Below are 22,048 nucleotides of genomic sequence, written 5' to 3'. Positions count from 1 at the left end.
CAGGCAGTTGAGGAGAACATAGGATGGAAGCGTTTATTTCGGACTGGGTCAATCTGTTGCTGCGCTGGCTGCACGTGGTGGCTGCGATTGCATGGATTGGCGAGTCGTTCTATTTCGTGATGCTGGACAACGGGCTGAAGCCGCCCAAGGCTGCGGAAGACAAGCAGAAAGGCGTGTTCGGCGAGATGTGGTCGGTGCACGGCGGCGGTTTCTATCACGCCCAGAAGTATCTGAACTCGCCGCCGCAGATGCCGGAAGATCTGCACTGGTCGAAGTGGAAGTCGTACACGACGTGGCTCTCGGGCTTCGCGCTGTTCTGCGTGCTGTATCTGCTGCAACCGCAAACGTACCTGATCGACAGAAACGTGATGGATCTGCAACCGGGCCAGGCCGTGGGCCTCGCGGTGGCGTTCCTGATCGGCGGCTGGTTCGTCTATGACTTCCTGTGCCGCATGCTGGGCAGGAACGAGCGTGTGCTCGGTGTCGCCGTGGCGCTGTTCGTGATCGCCGCAACGTACGCGACGACGCACATCTTCGCCGGCCGTGCCGCGTTCCTGATCGTGGGAGCGATGATGGCCACGTCGATGTCGGCCAACGTGTTCTTCTGGATCATCCCGGGTCAGCGCAAGAGTGTGGATGCGCTGTCGAAGGGCGAAGTCCCGAATCCGATCTGGGGCAAGCTCGGCAAGCAGCGCTCGGTGCACAACACGTACTTCACGCTGCCGGTCGTGTTCATCATGATCAGCAACCATTACGCGTTCACGTACAGCAATCCGTACAACTGGGTGATCCTCACGGTCATCATGGCCGCGGGCGCGATGATTCGTCAGTTCTTCGTGCTGCGTCACGCAGGCAGGAATCTGTACGCGTTGCCGGTGGCCGGCGCCGCCCTGCTCGCCGGTGTGGCCGTGTTCGCCGCCCCGCGTCCCGCCCCGGCCCCGGCCACGGGTGCGCACGGCGAAGCGGCGGCCCCCGCGGTGAAGCTCTCGGAGATCCAGCCGATCATCACGCAACGTTGCGCCACCTGCCACTCGGCCAAGCCGACGATGATGGGTAGCGCACCGGCCGGCGTGATGCTCGACACACCCGCCGAGATCTCGCAGAACGCGCAACGCATTTATCAACAGGCCGTGGCGCTGAAGTCGATGCCGCTGGGCAACGTGACCCAGATGACGGACGACGAACGCCAGAAGATTGCCGCCTGGTTCAACGGCGGCGCACAACAATAGCGGTCGGAGACGTCCTTCTTGCTGGACCCATGTTGGGGCGCTTCGGCGCCCTTTTTTTCATGCGCGCGCGGCGCGTTTTCCCTGCTTTGGAGGGAAGCGAACACCGACCGGTACGGCAATCCCATGGGGAAACAAACCCCTCGGGAACTTCGTCGGAGGTACGCAGGTCTGTATTACGCGCCCGGCAATCCGGGCGTGATGTTTTGGCGCAGCGGCGGCATCCCGCCCAACCCTCCCATGACGTCAAACGACTGACGCAACGCCGCTGGCAAACGCGTCATGCACGAGACACCATGAACTTCCTCGTTTTCTCCGCTTCCCGGCAAGGCGTTGTCTGGCTGCATCTGCACCAGGCGATGTTTCCGCCGTCCGCGTCTCGGTCAATCTCTCTGACCCGCTAACGCACGCCAGTCTGTCCGCGCGTGATGGTTCGGGCGGAGCGCTCACGCCATCGCTTGCGCGTGAGCGGTGATCTCCTTCCTTCGAAGTTTTCAGAATTTTCGATATGTGAGCCGCGTCCCGACACGACGCGGCGATTCGTCATCGGGGGGACCATGTCTCTATCCAATCAAAGTCATACGCCGCGGGGCGCGAGGACGTCCCTGCTCAAGCAATTCACGTCGCTCGCGATTCCGACGATTCTGTCGGGCTGGGTCTACACGATCTACACGCTGATCGACGGCATTTTCATCGGTCGCTACGTGGGCCAACAAGCGTTGGCCGCGCTGAATCTGGTCGTGCCGCTGCTCTATGTCCCTTACGCAATCAGTGTGATGGTCGGCGTGGGCGGCGCCACACTGATCGCCCGTCTGCTCGGCGAGGGGCGTCACGCCGAAGCGCGTCGCGCGTTCTCGCAGGTGCTGTGGGTGATGCTTGCCTTCGGCATCGCAATGAGCGCGGGCGTACTGGCGTTCACGCACGAAATCGCAGCGGCACTCGGTGCGCAAGGCGCCATCACGGACGACGTGGTGGCCTATCTCTCCGGCTGGGCCTGGTTCGTGCTGTTCGCCAACGGTCTTTACGCCATGGAGTTGTTTCTTCGCGTGGAGGGCGCGCACGCCGCGCGCTTCGGGTTGTACGCGATGTTCCTCGGCGCGCTCGCCAATGTGGCGCTGGACTACTGGCTGATCGCCGTGCGCGGTATGGGGATGTACGGCGCGTCGCTGGCGACGGGCATCTCGATGATGGTGTCGAGCAGCGCGATGTTCGCCTATCACCTGTGGCTCGCACGCAAGGTCGTGCCCGCGACGCGGGCGTTCGGCGGCGGCACGGTGCACGTCTGGCGCGCGATGTACAACGGTGCGTCGGAGTTCCTTGGCGCGATCGCACCGGCGGTCACGGTGTTCGCCTTCAACCGCGTGATCCTGGCGAATTTCGGCGAACCGGGTCTCGCGGCGTACGCGATCCTGGAATACATGACACTCGGCGCGACGGTCACGATGGTCGCGCTCGTGCAGAGCATGCAGCCGATGATCAGTTTCTATCGCGGGGCACGCGACGTGCGCGCGCTGCGCGAGTCGTTCCGGCTCGGCGTGATGGCGGTGATGGGCTTCTCGTTGCTCGTGGCCGTCGTCATGGTGACGCTGGCGCGTCCGCTGACGTTTGCGTTCCTGCCCTCGGGCGGACAGGCCTGGTCGATTCTCGAACACGCGGTGCTGTGGTACGCGCTCGCGTTCCTGCCGGCGGCCGGCAACCTGATCGTGGCCGGCTTCCTGACGGCCGTGGAAGCGCCGGGCCCATCCGCCGCCATTGCGATGTTGCGCAGTTGGGTGCTGCTACTCGGCACGCTGTGGTGGCTCGACGCATGGCTCGGCGGCGAGGCCATCTGGTACACGCTGCTGATCACGGAAATGGTGACGCTCGCCATCAGCGCCTGGCTTTACTGGCGCAACGCTCATGGCGTGAAGTTGCTGCCCGCCTCGGCGATGCGTTGATCGGCGTCGACGAACCAGGAAACGGCGTGGCCCGAGGGGATGACGCCGTTTCCTGTTCCGATGCCGCGAGGACCGCTCAGGACGGCATCTTCAGCGAGAACGTCTGCGCGAGCGACTGCACGCTGCCCGGCTCGGCGGCACCCGGAATGCCTTCGGGCGGCGCCGCGAATGGCGGCAAGGCGGTCGGGGTGTTGTGCGCCGCGGCCGCCCATTGTGGCTCGGGCAATTCGTCGAACACCTGGCGCAGACGCGCTCCCCAGGTGTCGTGAATCATCCTGTAGTAAACGTTTTCGTCGTCCAGCGAGGCGAAACGCGTCACTCGCAACGAATTCTCTTCATACACGAGCAAGTCGAGCGGCAGGCCTACCGAGACATTGGAGCGCAGCGTGGAGTCCATGGAGATCAATGCGCACTTCGCGCCGTCGTCGAGCGACGTTGCCGGCGTCACGAGCCGGTCGATGATGGGCTTGCCGTACTTCGACTCGCCGATCTGAAAGTACGGATTGACGGAGGACGCTTCGATGAAGTTGCCCGCCGAATACAGCTGGAACAGGCGGCTCGGCGCGCCGGCGATCTGTCCGCCGAGCAGGAAGCTGCAATTGAAGTCGACACCGAAGGTTTCCAGCGCCTTGGCGTCTCGCGCATAGACGTCGCGGATGGCCTGGCCGACGACGCGGGCGACGTCGGTCATGGATTTGGCGTTCCAGAGCGTATCGGTGTCGCGCGCGTCGATAAGCTGCTGGCGCACGGCCTGCGTCACCGCGAGGTTGCCGGCCGAGAGCAGCACGAGCACGCGCTCGCCTGCCCGCTCGAACACGAGCATCTTGCGAAAGGTACTCACATGGTCGACGCCCGCATTGGTGCGGGTATCGGAGAGAAAGACCAGCCCGGCATCGAGCTTCATGGCCACGCAGTACGTCATGTCGTTCCTGTCTTGCGAGTCTAGCGGTGCGGAGCGCCAGCCCCGTCGCACGAAAACCTGTTAAACCTATTGTTGCCGATCGAGCGGCGCGGCGTCGACGGCAACTTTCACGTGCAGCGCCTCTGTCGCCCCGCCGCTGCGCATGCCGCGCACGGGCGCGGCCGATTCGTAATCGCGCCCGACGGCCAGACGGCAGTAGTTGCCGCTGGCGAAGCAGGCGTGTGTGACGTCGATGCTGACCCATCCCACACCCCCCACCCACACGTCGACCCACGCATGGCTAGCCGCGTGCGGTACGTCGCCCGGATCGATGTACCCGCTGACGTAACGCGCCGGCACCCCGCGCGCCCGGCAAACGGCGAGCATGAGGTGCGCGTGGTCCTGGCAGACACCCCGCCCCAACGCCAGCGCTTGCGCCGCGGTACTGGTCACAGCGGTAATGCCGGACTCGTAGTCGACGGCTTCGCAGATGGTGGCGGCAAGCGCCAGCAATTGGTCGACGGTCGCCACGCCGGCGGCCCCTGCCAGGACGTCGATGGCCTCGCTGCGCGCGGTGAGCGGCGTCGGGCTGGCAAAGGATAACACTGGAACGGCATGGGTCGTCTCGTCGAGCCGGCCATCGGCGAGCGGCGTGGTTTCGACCTCTCCCTCGGCAAGCAAATGGATCTCGCTGTGCGGCTGGTGCAGCACGAGGGTATGCATGTCGTTGCCGTATGCGTCTCGCGCGGCGGTGAGTTTGCCCGGCGCGCTCAGCCGCCATTGCACGACGCGCTGCACCCCGGACGCCGCAGGCGTGAGCCGCAACTGCTGGATGGTATAGCGCACCGGCGAGTCGTAGCGGTAGGTGGTTTCGTGGCGGATGGTCAGGCGCATGGTGTCAAGCGGCGAGCGGTATCAGGAAGGTCTGGCTGATTTTGTTGCCGAGCACGGACACGCGTTCGAGAAACTCGGTGAGCACGGGATGCAGCCCCTGTTGCTGGATTTGCTGGATGTCGGCGTACTTGAGTTCGGCTTGCAGCTTGCCGGCATATCGTTCGACGTCGCCGGACTGGGCGTTGGAGAGCGTGGCCAGGTTTTCGCACACACCATTGAGCGACGCGAGCAGGGAGCGCGGCATGTGGGCATTGAGCATGAGGAGTTCGACGACACGCTCGGGGGTAATGACGTCACGATAGACTTTTCGGTAGATTTCGAACCCGGACACGCTGCGCAGCACGGCGGACCAGTAGTAGAAGTCGGTGGGGTGTGACGCATCGGGGCCAGCCCGGTCAGCACGCACGGCTTCGTGGAAGCGCACGTCGAGGATCCGCGCGGTGTTGTCGGCTCGCTCGAGGAAGAGGCCGAGGCGCGTGAAGTAGAACGCGTCGTCCTGGAACAAGGTGCCGAAGCTCACGCCGCGCGAGAGGTGGGAGCGCACTTTGACCCATTCGAACAGTTGCGCTGGATCATGCTCGAGCAGATCGAGCATCCTGGGGAATTCGAGCCAAGTGCTGTTGACGGTCTCCCACAGTTCGGTGGTCAGGGTGCCGCGCACGGCGCGCGCATTTTCGCGGGCCGCCGCAAGGCAGCACGCGATGCTCGACGGGTTGTCGCGATCTCGCACGACGAAGTCGAGTACGTTGGCCTGCGTGGCCCGCAGGTGTTTGCGGTTGAACGCGGGCTCGAGTTCGGAGATGCGCAGCGTGGCGCGCCAGCCGGCTTCGTCGTCGAAAGCGCTCGTGGGCACGGGCGGCTCGGTGTCGTCTTCGTCGTCGCCAGCATCCTGCGGCAGCAGCAGATTCTGCAGATTGACGTCCAGAAGACGCGCTGTGTTTTCTGCCCGCTCCATGTAGCGGGCCATCCAGAACAGGTGGTCGGCGGTGCGGCTTAGCATGATGGTTTCCCGATGCGTATTCGGTCTTGTCGGTACGGGTTAGGTTTCGCGGGTTACTTTTCGAGCACCCAGGTGTCTTTGGTACCCCCACCCTGCGATGAGTTGACGACGAGCGAACCCTCGGTCAGCGCCACCCGGGTGAGGCCGCCGGGCACCATGGTGACGTTTTTGCCGGACGACAGCACGAATGGCCTGAGGTCGATGTGCCGCGGCGCGATCCCGGCGTCGACGAAGGTCGGGCACGCCGATAGCGCCAGCGTGGGCTGGGCGATGTAACCGTCCGGCTTCGCGATCAGTCTTTCGCGGAAGGCTTCGATTTCAGCGCGAGTGGACGCCGGGCCAACGAGCATGCCGTAACCGCCCGCGCCGTGGACTTCCTTGACGACGAGATTGCCGAGATTCTCGAGGGTGTATGCGAGGTCGTCCGCGCGGCGGCATTGGTAGGTCGGAACGTTGTTCAGGATAGGCTTTTCGCCAAGATAGAACTCGATCATGTCGGGCACGAACGGGTAGATGGATTTGTCATCCGCCACACCGGTGCCGATGGCGTTGGCCAGTGTCACTCGCCCCGCCCGGTACACGCTCAGCAGACCCGGCACGCCCAGCGTGGAATCGGCGCGGAATGCGAGTGGATCGAGGAAGTCATCGTCGATGCGCCGGTAGATGACGTCGACACGCTTCGGACCGTTGGTGGTCCTCATGTAGACGAGGTTATCCTCGACGAACAGGTCTTGCCCTTCGACCAACTCGATCCCCATTTGCTGCGCAAGGAACGCATGCTCGAAGTACGCGGAGTTGTAGATGCCCGGCGTCATGACGACAACGGTGGGATCGTCAACGCCCATCGGCGCCACCGCGCGCAAACTGTCGAGAAGCAGATCAGGGTAATGTTCGACCGGCGCGATGCGGTTCCTCGCGAACAACTCGGGGAACAGTCGCATCATCATTTTTCGGTTTTCGAGCATGTACGACACGCCCGACGGGACGCGCAAGTTGTCTTCCAGCACATAGAAGACGCCATCGTCGCCCGTTCCCGCTCTGACGACATCCACACCCGCGATATGTGCGTATATGTCGCCAGGCACGTCCACACCCTGCATCTCGGGACGATACTGCGCATTCATGAGCACCTGCTCGGCAGGGATCACGCCCGCTCGCAATATCTCCTGCTCATGGTAAACATCGTGAATGAACCGGTTCAGCGCCTCGACACGCTGGCGCAAGCCGGTCTGCAAGGTCTGCCACTCATGTGCCGGGATGATCCGTGGGATCAGATCGAAGGGGATGAGTCGCTCGGTCCCCGCATCGTTCCCATACACGGCAAAGGTGATCCCCACCCGGCGAAACGCCAGATCGGCCTCAGCGCGCTTATGGTGCAGGACATCGTCGGATTGGCATTTCAGCCAGTCGTCAAATCGACGATAGTGCGAACGCGTAGCCCCCGTCATGCTCGCCATCTCGTTATAGCTCTCGACCATATGCTTCTCCGCAGATTGCTGTGTCGAGATCGAGCAATAAATATGCCCGAGCGATATCCCCCTTTCGGCACGGTTTTGGTGCGCAATTGATTTTCGCGCACCACGCCGGTGATTTGGAGTATGGGATTCGGCGCTGTCGGTTTCCGGCTTTTTGTCGCTAAAAGCGCATGGGTTTTGGTTTTGACAGCACTGGCTTGCTGCTGTCCTGCTGGGCCGGTTCCGGGTTGCTGGCGTTCGCGCTTTCCACGCCTTGCCGCTCACCGCTCAGCTAGCTCTCGTTCGCACCTTCCGCGTCTTTCCCCCGACGGAGCGGGGCCCCATTGCGTCACTCAAACAGTGACCCAACTCGCGCCGCAACGGGGCCCCGCTCCGTCCCCCTCCACGCCCTCAACGCTTCAACCGACACCGCCCGCTTCTCGCGCTCACCTCCCACCACCCCAGTCCCGTCGACACCCATCGACTCCAGCACCAACGCGACGCCGCACCCGCCCCGCACGTGCTCCGCAACTGCGCGGGACGGCCGCGCCATCGCTCATACCCCACCAGTCCCTCCCAACCTCCTACCCGCTCCAACTTCCTCCGCCCATATGACCGCCTCAGCTTTTCTACCTCCATAAGAAACGCCGGGATTTACCCGGCGTTTATCTCATGCTTGCTGTTGCTTTTACTGCTTACGCGGCCTTCTTTGGCGCTCGGGCAGCATCCAACGCCGCCTGCGTCAATAAATACTCGCCCGGCAAATCCTGCTCGTCACAGTTGGGCCCCTCCCCCCCACGATCGACCACCACGAAGTCACTCACCTCATCCAACGCCAACAACGGGTGATGCCACACGCCCCGCGCATAGTTCACCCCCTGCCAACCCTCCGACACAAACGCCCGCATCCGGCTGACATCCAACTCGCCCACCGGCGCCACCACCACCAGATACGGCGTCGCCTTCAACGGAATAAACGCCTGGCTGCCCAGCGGATGACGCTCCAGCATTTTCACCTCGTACGGCAACCGACGCGGCTGACCCCGGAACACATTGATCAACGTACGACCACCCTCCGGCCCCAGATCCACCGTCGCCAAGTCGTGATACCGCTCCGTCGTCCCACCATTGATCGCAAAATGCCTCGCGCCCGACAACTCGATCACATCCCCAAACGGCGCAAACGCCTCCCGCGTCAATCGCTCTATCTTCAACGTCGGACCCGACATGTCACGTTCTCCTTGTTCCTCTACGCACCTTTTTATCCCCTCGCTTTACGCCTTCTTCTCACTCAAACGGCCCCACAGCCGCAGACGCGACACGCCACCGTCCGGAATGATGTTGAAGCGAATGTGCGTGATCGCCCCCAGCTTCTGCACCGGCTCCTCGAAGCAGAACTGCTTGTCCATCGCCAACTTCTGCTCGGGCAACAACACCGGCCAGAACATCGACTGCGTAATCAACGACTGCTCGGTGCCACCCGTCACATACGCCCCCTGGATGGAACACCGATCCGGGAAGTTGCCCTTGAAGTGCGCAGTATCGACTTCGATCTTCGCGATCTCGCCCGGCTGCGCCAGCGCAATGATGGCCCAGTCGTTACCCGGCTCACGACGACGACGCGTCTCCCAGCCATCCCCCATATTCACACCCCGGCCCGGCATCAGCAGGTTCGACGCCAACCCGAAATGCTGGTTGTTCGCCGCCACGACGTACCCGCCGTTTTCCATCGCCACCAGATCGATCAACTCGTCACGCGAACGGCCCGCCCAATCGCTCTGCGGCAACCCGTACAGGCGCAGGCGCGCCAGACCACCGTCGGGATACAGGTTCACGCGCACGTGAGTCACCGCGCGCTGGTCGGCAATCGCATGGTAATGGTGCGCATTGCCCTGCAGAGTGGTCGATGGCAGCAGCTCGAACCATTCAGCCGACGCGGACGGCGCACCACTCGGACTGTAGCAGCCCTCGAGCGAGGCGGCCGGCGGGAAGTTGCCGGTGAAGTGGCTGGTGTCGAGATCGACGCCATACAGCACACCCGCGCGCGCCAACTTGACCACGCACCAGTCGTAGCCGTTCACGCGCTTGCGACGCGTCTCCCACCCGTCCATCCACTTGCCGTTCTCGTCGTACTTGCCCGGGATGAACACCGCCGGCTCGGGATTGAGCATGCGCTCCTTGGCCGCAAAGAATTCGTCGCTGGCCTCCAGCGCCTGCGCCCCAAGACGCGGATCTGCCAGATTGACGTAACGGCGCACGAATTCCGGTGCGTTCGGATCTTGCGGGACGATTGCCATGCCAACTCCTTGATGCTCGGTAATGTCTGTACTGAATTTCTCTTGAAACGCATCGGGCGGCCCTCGCCGCCCGTCAGGCAAACGACTCAGTCGCTCACCAGATCCTGCAACCGGAAACCCGCAATCCGGAAAATCTGACGCAAGCACTCCTCGATTTCGTCCGCCCGGCTGTTTTCGAGCCGCCCGGCAAAGTTGTCGATGATGCTGCGACGTGTATGGCCACGCACCGCCAGAATGTACGGAAAACCGAACTTGACCTTGTAGGCGTCGTTGAGCTCGGTCAGGCGCGCAAATTCTTCCGCGCTGCATTGATCGAGACCCGCCCCGGCCTGCTCACGCGTGGACTCGGCCGTCAACTCACCACGCACCGCCGCCTTGCCCGCCAACTCCGGGTGCGCACGGATGAGATCCAGTTGCGGGCCTTCCCCAGCATCGAGGACGGCCTGGCACATGGCATCGTGCAACGCCGCCACGGACGCAAACGGACGATCTTCCCAAGCCGCTTCGGCGACCCACGGGGAATGCTCGAAAATGCCGTCGAGCGCGGCAACGAACTCGGCACGCGGTAACGCCGAAATCTCGGCAACGGTACGTCGGGTCGTAGGCAACGGGGCGTTCATTGACGACTCTCCTGCAGAACATGTCGGCGCCCCCGCCGCACGCACACGCGCAGCCCGATGACGCCTGTCGGATTCAATCTGTCTTCAACCGCCTCACCCTCCCCGGCCAAGACGGTCGCACTCAAAATTTCAGGCCGCCACGAACGGGTGGCGCTCCTGCCAGTGACGCGCCACGTCGATCCGACGGCACACCCACACGCGATCGTGCTTTTCGATGTGATCGAGGAACCGCTGCAACGCCGCGAATCGCCCCGGACGGCCCAGCAACCGGCAATGCATGCCGATCGACAACATCTTCGGCGCCTCGTCTCCCTCGGCATACAAGACATCGAAGGCGTCGCGCAGGTAATGAAAGAAGTGATCCGCCGTGTTGAAACCCTGGGGCGCCGCGAAGCGCATGTCGTTGGAATCGAGCGTGTACGGCACGACGAGATGCGGTTTCACTTCACCGCCGCTGGTCCGTACCTGCGTCCAGAACGGCAGGTCGTCGCCATAGTTGTCGGAGTCGTATACGAACCCGCCCTGCTCGACCACCAACCGACGCGTATTCGGACTGTCACGGCCTGTGTACCAACCCAACGGAGCACTCCCCGTCATCTCCCTGAAGATCTCGATGGCAACGCGCATGTGCTCGCGCTCGGTCGCCTCGTCGATGTTCTGATAATGGATCCAGCGCCAGCCGTGACACGCGATCTCATGCCCCAGTTCCTGGAACGCCGCCGTCACCTCGGGATGGCGCTGCATCGCCATCGCCACGCCAAACACGGTCAGCGGCAGACCACGACGCTCGAATTCGCGCAGAATGCGCCATACCCCCGCACGCGCCCCATACTCGTAAATGGACTCCATGCTCATGTGACGCGCCTCGTACGCCGCCGCGCCAATGATCTCGGACAGGAACTGCTCCGACGCGCGATCACCGTGCAACACACAGTTCTCGCCGCCTTCTTCGTAGTTCAGGACGAACTGGACGGCAATGCGCGCACGCCCCGGCCAATCGGCAAACGGTACGTGACGACCATAGCCAATCAGGTCGCGGGGGTAGTCCTTGGCATTTCCGACGTTGCTGGCCATGATGTCCTGGCATCCTTCTGTTGGCGAAACGATCGAAGAAGTTTAGCCAAATCCCCTACCGCCAGACATAGCCATATTCAGATATTCAAGCTGCGGCAAGACGTATAGTCGCTTGCGCAATGCACCATTTTTCACCTCGACCCGAGCGGCAATCCGCCGTCGGCCTGCGGCCCATCCGCTGTCCATCGGTCGCAAAAGCCAGCGTCGTCTCGTTGGATGTATCGGTACGTTTCACCCACGAAATCCCCGCAAAATCCCCATAAACACCCTCGATCGGGTGCAAACCCACCGAAATTCGTCTCGCAATGAAAAAAGCACGCCGGGCCGTCGATTCGACCCGGCGTGCTTCGGAATTTGCCAGCCCGCCCGATGTCCGGCCGTGCGGCCAGTCGCTTAGCTCGCGATATAGGGATATCCCGTAAGCGTGAGCGTCGCCTGCGCCCCCGCCGTCTGCAACCTCGCCTGCCCACCCACTGGCAAGGTCAGCTTGTCAGGACAATGGCCGAACGGCAGGCCGGTGACGATGGGAATGCCAACCACCCGGCGCATGTTCTCGATCATGGCCGCCATGTCGTAACCGTTGTCGTAGTCACTCAGCCGGTATTCGGAAAAGTCGCCCAGCACAAGCGCCCGCTGACGCGCCAGGATCCCCGTCTGGTGCAACTGGTAAATCATCCGCTCCACCCGGTACGGCGGCTCGTTGACGTCCTCCACGAACAGCACGCCACCCTCGATCTGCGGCAGGTACCGCGTGCCGATCAGGCTGCACACCATCGCCAGATTGCCGCCCCACAAGGTGCCCGACACGTCGATGTCGCCGCTCGCCCCATCCCCCGTCCATCCGACGACATGGCTCGGCGCGCTCAACACCGACCGGAATTGGTCGAGCGTGAAGTCGCTCGGCGTCTCGGCCCCGAAATCGGCCAGCAGCATCGGCCCGGCGAACGTGATCAGATGCGCCTGCGACAACAACGCCAACTGCAGGGCCGTGAAATCGCTGTGCCCGACAATGGCCACCGACGCGCCCGACAACCGACGATGCAATCCCTCGTAATCGAGATGATCCAGCAGATGTACTGCTCCATATCCGCCACGCACCGCCAGCACGATGTCGGGCACCGGATGGTCGCGCCGTGCCAGTCGGTTGATCTCGGCCACACGCTCCGCATCGGTGCCGGCAAAGCGCAAGTGGCGACGCGCAAGCGCTTCGCGGTTGCTCACGGTGTAGCCGAGCCGCTCGAGCGTCTGCACGCCGCGCTCGGCAACCTCGGCGTTGGGCGCGTAGCCCGAGGGAGCGATCAGTTCGATAAGCCTGGTCTGCGTCAATTGGGTTGTTCCGGAGTTGGGGTTGAGCTCGCGTCGTCCGCGTCGGACGCTGCCGATAAGCGCCGCGCCTTCGCCGCCGCGCGCCGCTCGCTGAAGAATTGCTGAAGAATGCCCACGCACTGGTCGCGCATGACACCACCCACGACTTCGGCATGATGATTCAGGCGAGGTTCCGCAAACAGGTCGACGACGCTGCCGCATGCCCCCGTCTTGGGATCCGCTGCCCCGTAGACGACGCGCTTGATGCGCGCATGCATGATCGCGCCCGCACACATGACGCACGGCTCGAGCGTCACATACAGTTCGCACTCGGGAAGACGGTAGTTGCCCAACACCTGCGCCGCCGCACGCAACGCCTGCATCTCGGCATGAGCGGACGGATCGTGACCGCCCACGGGGCAGTTGTGCCCCACGGCCACCACCTGCCCGTCGCACACCACCACGGCGCCGACCGGCACCTCGCCCTGCGCCATCGCGGCGCGGGCCTGCGCCAGCGCAAGGCCCATATAGGTCTCGTCGGTGGGGGGTAAATCTCGATTCATGAAACGTTGACGGAGAGCCGCCGCCCGCTGCCGGCCCCCACGGGACCGGTAACGCACGGCGCAATTGGCCGCTATCGGCAATGCGCTATTCTCGCACGGCCGCCATCGCCGCATCGGGCACGCCCCGCCTGCGATACAACACGAGCGTGGCAATCAACCCGCACACGGCCGCAAAGGTCATCCACCAGCCCGGCGCCGCCTTGTTGCCAGTGATCTCGATCAGCCCCGTCGCCACCGCCGGCGTGAATCCGCCGAACAACGCCGTCGCCAGACTGTACGCGAGCGAAAACCCCGCCGTGCGCACGTCGACAGGCATGATCTCGGTAAGCGCCACCACCATCGCACCGTTGTAGCTGGCGTAGAGGAACGACAGCCACAATTCGACCAGCAGCATCTTGCCGAAGGTCGGCTGCACCACGAGCCACGCCATGACGGGATAGGCCGTGAGAATGGTCAGCACGGTAAACACGATCAGCAACGGCTTGCGGCCGACACGATCGGACAACGCCCCCATCACCGGCAACCAGAGGAAGTTGGACACCCCCACGCAGAACGTGACGACCAGGGCATCGGTCGTCGAGAGCTTCAGCACGGACTTGCCGAAGGTCGGTGTATAGACGGTGATCAGATAGAAGGACACGGTCGTCATGGCCACGAGCATCATTCCCGCGACGACCAGCCCCCAGTTCTGCACCATCGACCGGAAGATCTCGCCCGTGCTCGGACGATGCTTGCGCGCCAGAAACGCCTCGGTCTCCTGCAACGAACGCCGGATCATGAACAATACCGGCACGATCATGCAACCGATGAAGAACGGAATGCGCCACCCCCAGTCGGCCACCTGGCCCGGCGTCAACGTCCTGTTGAGCCAGTACCCCAGCAACGCCGCCACGATGATCGCCACCTGCTGACTGCCCGACTGCCAGCTCACGTAAAACCCCTTGTGGCCCGGCGTCGCCATTTCGGACAGGTAAACGGACACCCCGCCGAGCTCCACGCCCGCCGAGAAGCCCTGCAACAACCGCCCAACCAGCACGAGAAACGGCGCCGCGTAGCCTATGGTCGCAAACCCCGGCACGAACGCGATCAGGATGGTGCCCATCGCCATGATGGACAACGTGACGATGAGCCCCTTGCGCCGACCGATCCGGTCGACGTACGCCCCGAGGATGATCGCGCCCAACGGCCGCATCAGAAAACCCGCGCCGAACGTCATGAACGTAAGCATGAGCGACGCGAACTCGTCCCCCGAAGGGAAGAACGTGGAGGAGATGTAGGTGGCGTAAAAACCGAACAGGAAGAAATCGAACATCTCCATGAAGTTGCCACTCGTGACACGAATCACCGTGGCAATCTTCGATGAAGACGAACGCGACACCGACGCGGGATTTGCGGGGCTGGTAGCCATGATGCGTTCACCTCACCGGATGTGATGCCGTCCAAGATAGCACTTGGCATGACGTCTGCGCACGATGTTTTCGCCAAGCCCCGGGCGCCCAGTCCCAGGCCGGGGGACGCCGCCGCTCAGATGGCGGCGTGGGCGAGAAAACTGCTGTCCTCGCGAGCCATCGCCTTGATTTCGTTGCGGGTGGTGAGGATGTGCGTTTCGAGCAGGGAAACGACGCCCGCGACATCCCGACGCCGGCACGCCGCCAGGATGTCGTAGTGATCGTGCTGCGGCTGTTCCTTGCCCGTGGCCTGCGACATCGCGAGATGCGAGTATCGATCGGTGTTCAGGCAATACTCTTCGATGAGCATGCGCAAACGCCGGTTGTTCGCAGGCGCCGAGAGCGCCAGATGGAAGCGCCGGTTGTATTCGGCCCATTCCGACACGACTTCCGAGGCCGAGTAGTCGGCCAGGATCCGCTCCATCACCTGGAAGTCGCGTTCCGCCATGTTGGGCACCGCCAGCTTGGCCGCATGGCATTCCAGCGCCACGCGAATGTCGAGCAACTCGCACAACTGCTCGAGATTCATGCTCGCCACCGTCGCACCGCGGTTCAGATGGTGCGTGACCAACCCTTCCGCCTCCAACTGGCGCAACGCTTCGCGCACCGGCACACGGCTGGCGTGGAAACGCTCGGCCAGCGCCTCCTGACGCAATTGATATCCACCCGGAAGCACGCCGCTCAAGATCTCGTCTCGAAGCGTGTCGCGGATGGCCTGATGACGAGCTTGGGGTCCGGGCGTTCGCATGGCGCGATTAGAGCACACTTCGTGGTCGCACGCGCCTCACTTGCCGGCCCGCGCCTCGGCGAGCGCAATGGTCAGATGCGCCACCTTTTTCTTGAGCGCGTCGCGCTCGGCGGTCATCGCCTTGAGCTCCCTGGACAGGCGCGCGAGTTCTTCCGACGGATCGGCGCTCGTGTCCCACGGCGGCGTGCCGTCGTCCTCTTCGAGCTCGACCTCTTCCTTCTTCTTGCGCGGCTTTACGGGACGCGCCTCGCGCACCTGCCGGGCGAGCTCGCGCAACTCCTGCTTGCCAGCCACGACGGCCGCGACCTGTGCCGCCTGCGGCAAGGTCGAGACGGCGGCCGCCGCGTTGATCGACACTTCGCCACGCTTGAGCGCATCCACCAACTCGGGCGCCGCGGCATTGTGGATCTGCTCGATCTGTCCGAGCGTGTTGCTCGACAGGCGCGCAGCACGCGCGAGCGCCGCACGCGTGAGCGCCATCGTGTGGGCCGTGGCAGCCTTCGCACTGTGCGTCGACGACGCCTCGGCGTCGGCCGGTGCGGCCTCCGCCCCGTTCTGTGCCGGGGCAGCGGCCGCCGAACGCGCTTCGATGATGGTCTTCTTGCGCAATGCCAGAACACCGCGCTGATAGTCGGACACGCTGCGACGGCCGAGATGGTTGTCGATCATCCACAGATGGACGTCGTCCATCGAGCGGAACGTCGTGTTCTGCACCGTACGGAATTCGATGCCGTGCTTGCGGCAGATCTCGTATCGGTTGTGCCCATCGACGAGCACGTCGCCCCACAGGACGAGCGCGTCGCGGCACCCTTCGGCCAGCAGACTCTGTTCGAGCGAGGCGTATTCGTCAGGCGTGAGCGGGTCGATGTACGCCTTGAGTTCTTCGTTGATCTGGACTGTCATGGTGTTCTGTAACGATGCTGCCGTCCGCGCGCCGCTGGACTCGACACGCCGGATGACGTCAGCAGAGAAAATCGCTGCAGGCGGCATTATCGCCTGAGTTGGCGAACCGCAGACTTGAAACGCCACGCAAGGCGGCTATCGCGGCCGGACTCGAATGGCGTTGGGCCGGGCATGGCGCCCGCCGACCCTTGTCACCCTCGTCCGCGCCCGCTCGTTCCGACGACGCTCACGACAACACGCCGTGATCCGTCAGGAAGGCCTGGATGCGCGCCAGCCGCGTCACCGGATCGGCCATGCCCAGCAGCGTCTCCTTCTCATGCGCGGGCAGCGGCAACAGCTCGGCCCAGCGATCGGCAACCCAACCGCACTCGTCGAGCCGGTACGGCGGCGCGAGCGGCAGCTTCGCGGCACGCGCCGGGTCGCGCTGCAGCCCGGCGATCAGCTTGCCCAGTGTGTCGGCGCTGATCTGTAGCGTATCGGGAATGGCGACGCAGGCGTCGTCCGGCAGCGTCTGCGCTTCGCCCATCCACAAGCCGTACTTGCCCAGTTCGACCGAGGAGAGCCGAAACTTCGACGTGCCGCGGCACACCAGTTCGAGCAACGCCGGCATGGGCGCGCGCCAGTCTTCGATGCGGGCCATGGTGCCGATCATCGCCGGTTCCTCGACGCTGTCCGGCAGCCGCACCTCGCTGCCCTGACGCAATACGACTACACCGAATTCGGTGCCGTCGGCAAGGCATCGCTTGACCATGTCGAGATAGCGCACCTCGAAGATGCGCAGATGCAACACCCCGGCGGGAAACAGGGCATTACCGAGCGGGAAGAGCGGGATCTGGGCCATGCCGTATCATGACACGAAGTCACACCCGGCACGTGCCGATGTCAGGCCACGCCGCCGATTCCCGCGCGAACCGTTCGATCAGAAAGTCCAGCAGCGCACGCACGCGCGGCACCATGTAGCTCGTGCGATGGCGCACCGCATACACGCCCGGCTCCTTCGCGATGTAGTCCGACAGCACGATCTTCAGTCGGCCTGCGCGCACGTCGTCGGCCGCGTCCCAGAGCGTCTTGCGCACGATGCCGCGCCCATCCAGGGCCCACCGGCGGGCGAGCGTCCCATCGTTGGTCTCCCACGCCTGTGCCATCGGTACGGTAAACGCCCACGTCGCCTCCCCCTGGCGAAAGTGGAACTCGTTGAGCGGCCCTGAGGAGGTGACCAGCACGATGAACCGATGCGCCGACAAGGCGTCCGGCGTGTGCGGCTCGCCATGCTGCGCAAGATAGTCCGGCGACGCGCACAGCACTCGACACATCGGCGCGAGGCGCCGCGCGACGAGCGTGCCGTCGTCCGGTTCGCTGAAGCGGATGGCGAGATCGACGTCGTCCTGCACGAGGTTGGTCAACGAGTCGGTCAGTGTGAGCGAGAGGCGCACGTCCGGATACCGCGCCGTGAATTCGTCGAGCCACGGCGAGAGCGTGTGCAGACCGAAGTCGGTCGACGCCGACAGCCGAATCTTGCCCCGGATTGCCGCGCAGCCCGCCTGCAGCGCGGCTTCGCCGTCGTCGATGGCCTGCAGGGCGACAAGACAGTGCGCGAGATAGACCCGTCCCTCGTCGGTGAGACGCAGCGCGCGCGTCGTGCGCACGAAGAGTCGCGTCTGCAACGACGCTTCGAGCTTGGCCAGACGGGCGCTCGCCGCCGCCGGCGAGAGGCCCAGCTTGCGACCGGCGGCCGATAGGCTGCCAAGCGTCGCCGCGCTCGTGAAGAGTCGCATATCGCCGAGTTTATCGGTTGCCATTTTCTATCTGGATTTGAAAGTCATTCAAATTCGTAACGAATTATCAAATATAGCGCGCATTGGCAGACTACATCGCATCGCCCGATCCGGGGTTTTTTCATCTCACGACCGACATGTCTTCCCCCTCCTCTCGCGCCACATCGGCGCCGCCGCGCCGCGCCACGTCAATCGAAACCATCGCACCGACGGTCAGTGCCGACGCCACCCCCTGGGCCTCGCTCGTCGCGCTGATGCTCGCCACGTTCATCGCCGCCGCCAACGAAACCATACCCGCCGGCCTGTTGCCGCAATTGGCCGACGGCTTCGGCGTCTCCGAATCGTGGGCCGGTCAGCTCGTCACACTGTGCGCGCTCGGCGCCGGCCTGGGTGCCGTGCCGCTCACCGCCCTGCTGCAAGGTCGGTCACGCCGCACGGTACTCATCGCCGCCCTGCTCGGCTTCGTGGTGTGCAATCTCGTTACCGCGCTTTCCACGCACTTCACGCTGACGCTCGTCGCACGTTTCGTGGTCGGGCTGGCGACGGGGCTCGCCTGGAGCGAGATCGCGACCTATGCCCGCCGTCTCGTCAGTCCATCGCGACAAGGCCGGGCGCTGGCCATCGCAATGCTCGGCGTACCGCTCGCGCTGGCGCTGGGCGTACCGATGGCCACCACGCTCGGCCACATGATCGGTTGGCGCTGGGTGTTCGGCGGACTCGCCGCCTTTGCGCTGATCCTCGTAGGTTGGATGCTGTGGATCGTGCCCGACGTGCCCGGCACGGCATCGGGCGCACGCGCCCCGATCGGCGACGTGCTGCGGCTGCCCGGCGTGCGTCCCGTCCTTGCCGTCGTGATGCTGTGGGTCGTGGCGCACTACACGCTCTACACCTACATCGCGCCCTTTCTCGCCTCGGCCGGCATGGGCGATCGGCTTGCCACGGTGCTGTCCACGTTCGGTGTCTTCACGCTTGTAGGGCTGTGGGGGATCGGCTTGTGGGTGGACCGCTGGCTGCGCCGGCTCGTGCTGCTGGCGCTCGCGACCTTCGCCGTGGTGATTGTTGCTTTCGGGACGTGGCCGACGTCGTGGCCCGTGCTCGCGGCCGGCGCGGTGCTGTGGGGACTGAGCTTCAGCGGCGCACCGACACTTCTGCAGACCGCCCTGGGCAACGCGGCAGGCGCGCATGAAAACGTCGCCCAATCGATGCTCGTCACCGTGTTCAATCTGTCGTTCGCCGGCAGCGGCATTCTTGGCGGCGCAGTGCTGTCGGCGTGGGGCGCGGCCGCCCTGCCGCATGTGTTGCTGATCCTCGCCGTCGCCGCCTGGGGTGTCGCATATTTCGCCAGGCGACATGGCTTCGTGCAGCGCGCCGGACGTTGAAGACTCTGCGTTGACGAGCGACGTCGCGTGTGCGCGGCGCGTCAAGCGACGGTCATTGGCCAATCACTTTCGTCCTGGTGCAGTTTTTCTACCGGATGATGTGTCGAAATCTGGTGCCCGGGTGACGCGTCGCGATGTTACGCTGCTGCCCATGGATTTCCCATCGATGACAAGCGCCGGCGGCCACACGGGCGGACGCCGGCTTATCCGGAGGTTAACAGCATGACAGTGGAAAAAGTCGCATTGGTTACGGCAGGCGGCAGCGGCATGGGCGCGGCGGCGGCACGACGTCTGGCGGCCGATGGTTTCAAGGTCGGCATTCTGTCGTCGTCGGGCAAAGGCGAAGCGCTGGCCGCCGAGCTGGGCGGCGTGGGCGTGACGGGTTCGAACCAGTCCAACGAGGCGCTCGCCACGCTGGTCGATACCGCCATGGCCCGCTGGGGACGCATCGACGTGCTCGTGAACAGCGCGGGTCATGGTCCGCGCGCGCCGATTCTCGACATCTCGGACGAGGACTGGCACCGCGGCATGGACACCTACCTGATGAACGTGATCCGTCCGACGCGGCTCGTCACGCCGATCATGCAGAAGCAGCGCGCGGGCGTGATCGTCAACATCTCGACGGCGTGGGCCTTCGAGCCGAGCGAGATGTTCCCGACGTCGGCGGTGTTCCGTGCCGGGCTGGCGTCGTTCACGAAACTGTTTGCCGACAAGTACGCGCCGGACAACGTCCGCATGAACAACATCCTGCCCGGCTGGATCGACAGCCTGCCGCAGCAGGAGGTGCGTCGCGAGAGCGTGCCGATGCGGCGCTACGGCAAGGCCGAGGAGATCGCGGCGACCGTGGCGTTTCTCGCTTCCGAAGGCGGTGGCTACATCACCGGTCAGAACATTCGGGTCGACGGCGGGCTGACACGCTCGGTCTGAGTCCCGCCCTTCGCGGTCTCGCGACGCGGATCAATCCAGTCCCGCCTTGCCGGGGGCCCAGTAGGCCTTGGTCATGATCCGCGTCGCCCGCACCCGCTTCGCATTCAGGGCGCGACGCCAGCGTTGAATCGACGACGCCTTGCCGGTCAGCACGAACATCGTCGCGTCGTCGGCGAGCGCGCTCAGACGACCGGCCATGGTCTCGAGGTGCTGGTCGTACGCCGAGCGTGCAAACAGCTCGACGCCCCCGAGATTCAGCCGCGCGAGGACCTCGCGCACGTTCGCGACGTCGCCGACTTCCAACAAGTACCGAGCGTCGCCCTCGGCACGACTGCAACTGAGCGCGTACGCGAGCGCGATCGACGTTTCGTCGCCGAGCATTACGCAAGCGGGTGTGGCGCGAGTGAGATCGAGCGACGAGCGCGGACCGAAGACGTGGCACGTGTCACCGGGCGCCGTGCGACGAACCCATTCGCTGCCCGGCCCGCTGCCGTGAGCGAAGGCGACGATACGCGTGGCTCCCTCCGCGGAATCCCATTCGACAGGCGTGTAGGTGCGCGCGACGAACGCCGAACCCATGGCGATCTGCAACTTGTCGCCGGGCGTCCATTGAAGGTTGCGGAATGCCGGACTCGCCATCGTGATCAGGCGGACGTCTTCCCCGAGCGATTCGGCCTGTACGATACGCGCCGGCTTCATGAACATCCGGATCAGTGCACGACTGACCCGGCCGGGTACCGGTGGCGGCGTGGTGTTATCGGGCACGGTCATGGTCATCGCGTCACCACCGTGAATTCGTTGCCGCGGCCTTCGCTTATCGGAATCGGCTGAGAGAAGTAGCCGTTGGCGGGATCTCGGACGTAAGCCAGATACTCGTTGTCGTGGTCGAAGGCGTTTTCCGCGAGAATCGGCGTACCCGTCTTCAGATGCGGCTCCAGCAGCTTCAACACCGGCAGATAGAGGCTGAACGCACCGTCGAGCAGCACGAGATCGACTTCGCCGCCCACATCGGCAAGCGTCTCGCGAGCATCGCCGACGCGGATGTCGACCAGATCGGCCAGACCGGCCGCCTCGAGATGGCGACGAGCACGCGCAGCCTTCGTCGGCTCCAGCTCCGTACCGATCAGATGACCGCCTCCCATGTCGCGAAGCGCCGCCGCGAGGTGGATCGTGGAGATCCCCATCGACGTGCCGAACTCCACGATGCGCGTCGCCTGACGCGCACGGGCGCACTGGTAGAGGAATCGGCCATAGGCGGATGTGACGTTGAGGAAGTTCTCCGCGTAACCGCGGTACACGCCGCGAAGGTCTCGCCGTTCGGCGGCCATCATGTGGCTGATCGCATCGGCAAAGACCTCCTCGGCGTTTTCCGTCGGAAGGTCATCGAATTGATCCATCAGACCGCTATCGGCTTGCTCGGCTTCGCGAAAGAGCCGCTCCAAGGTGTCGGCCGCCGGACCGGCGTGCAGTGAATTCATGATCGTCATTCCTTTCCATCGGGGAATCAGAGGCAAACGGCGCGGCCGTTCGTGATCTCGATCATGTTAGGAAGCTGGACGTTTGGCAGCATTGGGAAACTCTGCCAACATATTGCGAA

21 protein-coding genes are annotated in these 22,048 nt (G+C 64.1%); 4 read left to right on the top strand and 17 right to left on the bottom strand.

The window, feature by feature from the left end; translation table 11 throughout:
* The first annotated feature begins 23 nt into the window (after positions 1 to 23).
* On the top strand, positions 24 to 1,229 hold the full coding sequence (locus RO07_RS11780) for a urate hydroxylase PuuD (RefSeq protein ID WP_039410923.1): 1,206 nt from the start codon (positions 24 to 26) through the stop codon (positions 1,227 to 1,229).
* Between the two features lie 554 nt (positions 1,230 to 1,783).
* A complete protein-coding gene (locus RO07_RS11775) occupies positions 1,784 to 3,163 on the top strand; it encodes an MATE family efflux transporter (protein ID WP_039410921.1) in 1,380 nt (459 codons plus the stop codon).
* A gap of 76 nt (positions 3,164 to 3,239) precedes the next feature.
* Here the strand turns inward: RO07_RS11775 and RO07_RS11770 are convergent, their stop codons facing one another.
* From RO07_RS11770 to RO07_RS11695, 15 genes are all read right to left on the bottom strand, one after another.
* Positions 3,240 to 4,085 (bottom strand): proteasome-type protease, encoded by an 846-nt coding sequence (locus RO07_RS11770; RefSeq protein WP_039410919.1) that lies wholly within the window; start codon positions 4,083 to 4,085, stop codon positions 3,240 to 3,242.
* A gap of 66 nt (positions 4,086 to 4,151) precedes the next feature.
* Entirely contained in the window at positions 4,152 to 4,958 is an 807-nt protein-coding gene (locus RO07_RS11765) for a transglutaminase family protein (RefSeq protein ID WP_039410917.1), read from the bottom strand.
* A gap of 4 nt (positions 4,959 to 4,962) precedes the next feature.
* A complete protein-coding gene (locus RO07_RS11760; protein ID WP_039410915.1) occupies positions 4,963 to 5,958 on the bottom strand; it encodes an alpha-E domain-containing protein in 996 nt (331 codons plus the stop codon).
* A gap of 53 nt (positions 5,959 to 6,011) precedes the next feature.
* A complete protein-coding gene (locus RO07_RS11755) occupies positions 6,012 to 7,436 on the bottom strand; it encodes a circularly permuted type 2 ATP-grasp protein (protein ID WP_039410913.1) in 1,425 nt (474 codons plus the stop codon).
* A gap of 671 nt (positions 7,437 to 8,107) precedes the next feature.
* On the bottom strand, positions 8,108 to 8,641 hold the full coding sequence (locus RO07_RS11745) for an ureidoglycolate lyase (RefSeq protein WP_039404304.1): 534 nt from the start codon (positions 8,639 to 8,641) through the stop codon (positions 8,108 to 8,110).
* A gap of 45 nt (positions 8,642 to 8,686) precedes the next feature.
* The gene (alc, locus tag RO07_RS11740) at positions 8,687 to 9,709 is read right to left on the bottom strand and encodes an allantoicase (RefSeq protein ID WP_039410911.1); all 1,023 of its coding nucleotides are present in this window, start codon (positions 9,707 to 9,709) and stop codon (positions 8,687 to 8,689) included.
* An 86-nt stretch (positions 9,710 to 9,795) separates the two neighbouring features.
* Complete coding sequence (uraD, locus tag RO07_RS11735) at positions 9,796 to 10,329, bottom strand: 2-oxo-4-hydroxy-4-carboxy-5-ureidoimidazoline decarboxylase (protein WP_039410909.1); 534 nt, start codon at positions 10,327 to 10,329, stop codon at positions 9,796 to 9,798.
* 129 nt (positions 10,330 to 10,458) lie between these two features.
* On the bottom strand, positions 10,459 to 11,403 hold the full coding sequence (gene puuE / locus RO07_RS11730; protein WP_039410907.1) for an allantoinase PuuE: 945 nt from the start codon (positions 11,401 to 11,403) through the stop codon (positions 10,459 to 10,461).
* A gap of 393 nt (positions 11,404 to 11,796) precedes the next feature.
* The gene (gene ldcA / locus RO07_RS11725; protein WP_039410905.1) at positions 11,797 to 12,729 is read right to left on the bottom strand and encodes a muramoyltetrapeptide carboxypeptidase; all 933 of its coding nucleotides are present in this window, start codon (positions 12,727 to 12,729) and stop codon (positions 11,797 to 11,799) included.
* Positions 12,726 to 13,271, bottom strand: a complete 546-nt coding sequence (gene tadA, locus RO07_RS11720; protein WP_084072570.1) for a tRNA adenosine(34) deaminase TadA — start codon at positions 13,269 to 13,271, stop codon at positions 12,726 to 12,728. The genes ldcA and tadA overlap by 4 nt, the downstream gene beginning before the upstream one ends.
* Before the next feature lie 85 nt (positions 13,272 to 13,356).
* Positions 13,357 to 14,679 carry an MFS transporter gene (tcuC, locus tag RO07_RS11715; RefSeq protein ID WP_039410901.1) on the bottom strand — a complete coding sequence of 441 codons (1,323 nt, stop codon included), beginning with the start codon at positions 14,677 to 14,679 and terminating at the stop codon, positions 13,357 to 13,359.
* A gap of 116 nt (positions 14,680 to 14,795) precedes the next feature.
* Positions 14,796 to 15,395, bottom strand: coding sequence for a GntR family transcriptional regulator (locus tag RO07_RS11710; protein WP_237171458.1), 600 nt, complete (start codon positions 15,393 to 15,395; stop codon positions 14,796 to 14,798).
* A gap of 108 nt (positions 15,396 to 15,503) precedes the next feature.
* Entirely contained in the window at positions 15,504 to 16,370 is an 867-nt protein-coding gene (locus RO07_RS11705; protein WP_039410897.1) for a ParB N-terminal domain-containing protein, read from the bottom strand.
* A gap of 226 nt (positions 16,371 to 16,596) precedes the next feature.
* A complete protein-coding gene (locus tag RO07_RS11700; protein WP_039410895.1) occupies positions 16,597 to 17,211 on the bottom strand; it encodes an LON peptidase substrate-binding domain-containing protein in 615 nt (204 codons plus the stop codon).
* 19 nt (positions 17,212 to 17,230) lie between these two features.
* Positions 17,231 to 18,169: a LysR family transcriptional regulator gene (locus RO07_RS11695; RefSeq protein ID WP_039410893.1), complete on the bottom strand. Its 939-nt coding sequence runs from the start codon at positions 18,167 to 18,169 to the stop codon at positions 17,231 to 17,233.
* Positions 18,170 to 18,282: 113 nt separating this feature from the next.
* Between RO07_RS11695 and RO07_RS11690 the strand changes: the two genes are divergently transcribed.
* Together RO07_RS11690 and RO07_RS11685 are read left to right on the top strand one after the other, a co-directional pair.
* A complete protein-coding gene (locus RO07_RS11690) occupies positions 18,283 to 19,524 on the top strand; it encodes an MFS transporter (RefSeq protein WP_084072844.1) in 1,242 nt (413 codons plus the stop codon).
* Positions 19,525 to 19,746: 222 nt separating this feature from the next.
* Positions 19,747 to 20,451: an SDR family oxidoreductase gene (locus RO07_RS11685; RefSeq protein ID WP_039410891.1), complete on the top strand. Its 705-nt coding sequence runs from the start codon at positions 19,747 to 19,749 to the stop codon at positions 20,449 to 20,451.
* A 30-nt stretch (positions 20,452 to 20,481) separates the two neighbouring features.
* Here the strand turns inward: RO07_RS11685 and RO07_RS11680 are convergent, their stop codons facing one another.
* Entirely contained in the window at positions 20,482 to 21,222 is a 741-nt protein-coding gene (locus tag RO07_RS11680) for a siderophore-interacting protein (protein WP_072637019.1), read from the bottom strand.
* 2 nt (positions 21,223 to 21,224) lie between these two features.
* On the bottom strand, positions 21,225 to 21,929 hold the full coding sequence (locus tag RO07_RS11675; protein ID WP_039415176.1) for an O-methyltransferase: 705 nt from the start codon (positions 21,927 to 21,929) through the stop codon (positions 21,225 to 21,227).
* Positions 21,930 to 22,048 lie beyond the last annotated feature (119 nt).

Source organism: Pandoraea pulmonicola, assembly GCF_000815105.2.
GTDB classification, from domain to species: domain Bacteria; phylum Pseudomonadota; class Gammaproteobacteria; order Burkholderiales; family Burkholderiaceae; genus Pandoraea; species Pandoraea pulmonicola.
The sequence above is the reverse complement of the archived record's forward strand: the minus strand, read 5'-3'. Positions and strand labels throughout refer to the sequence as shown.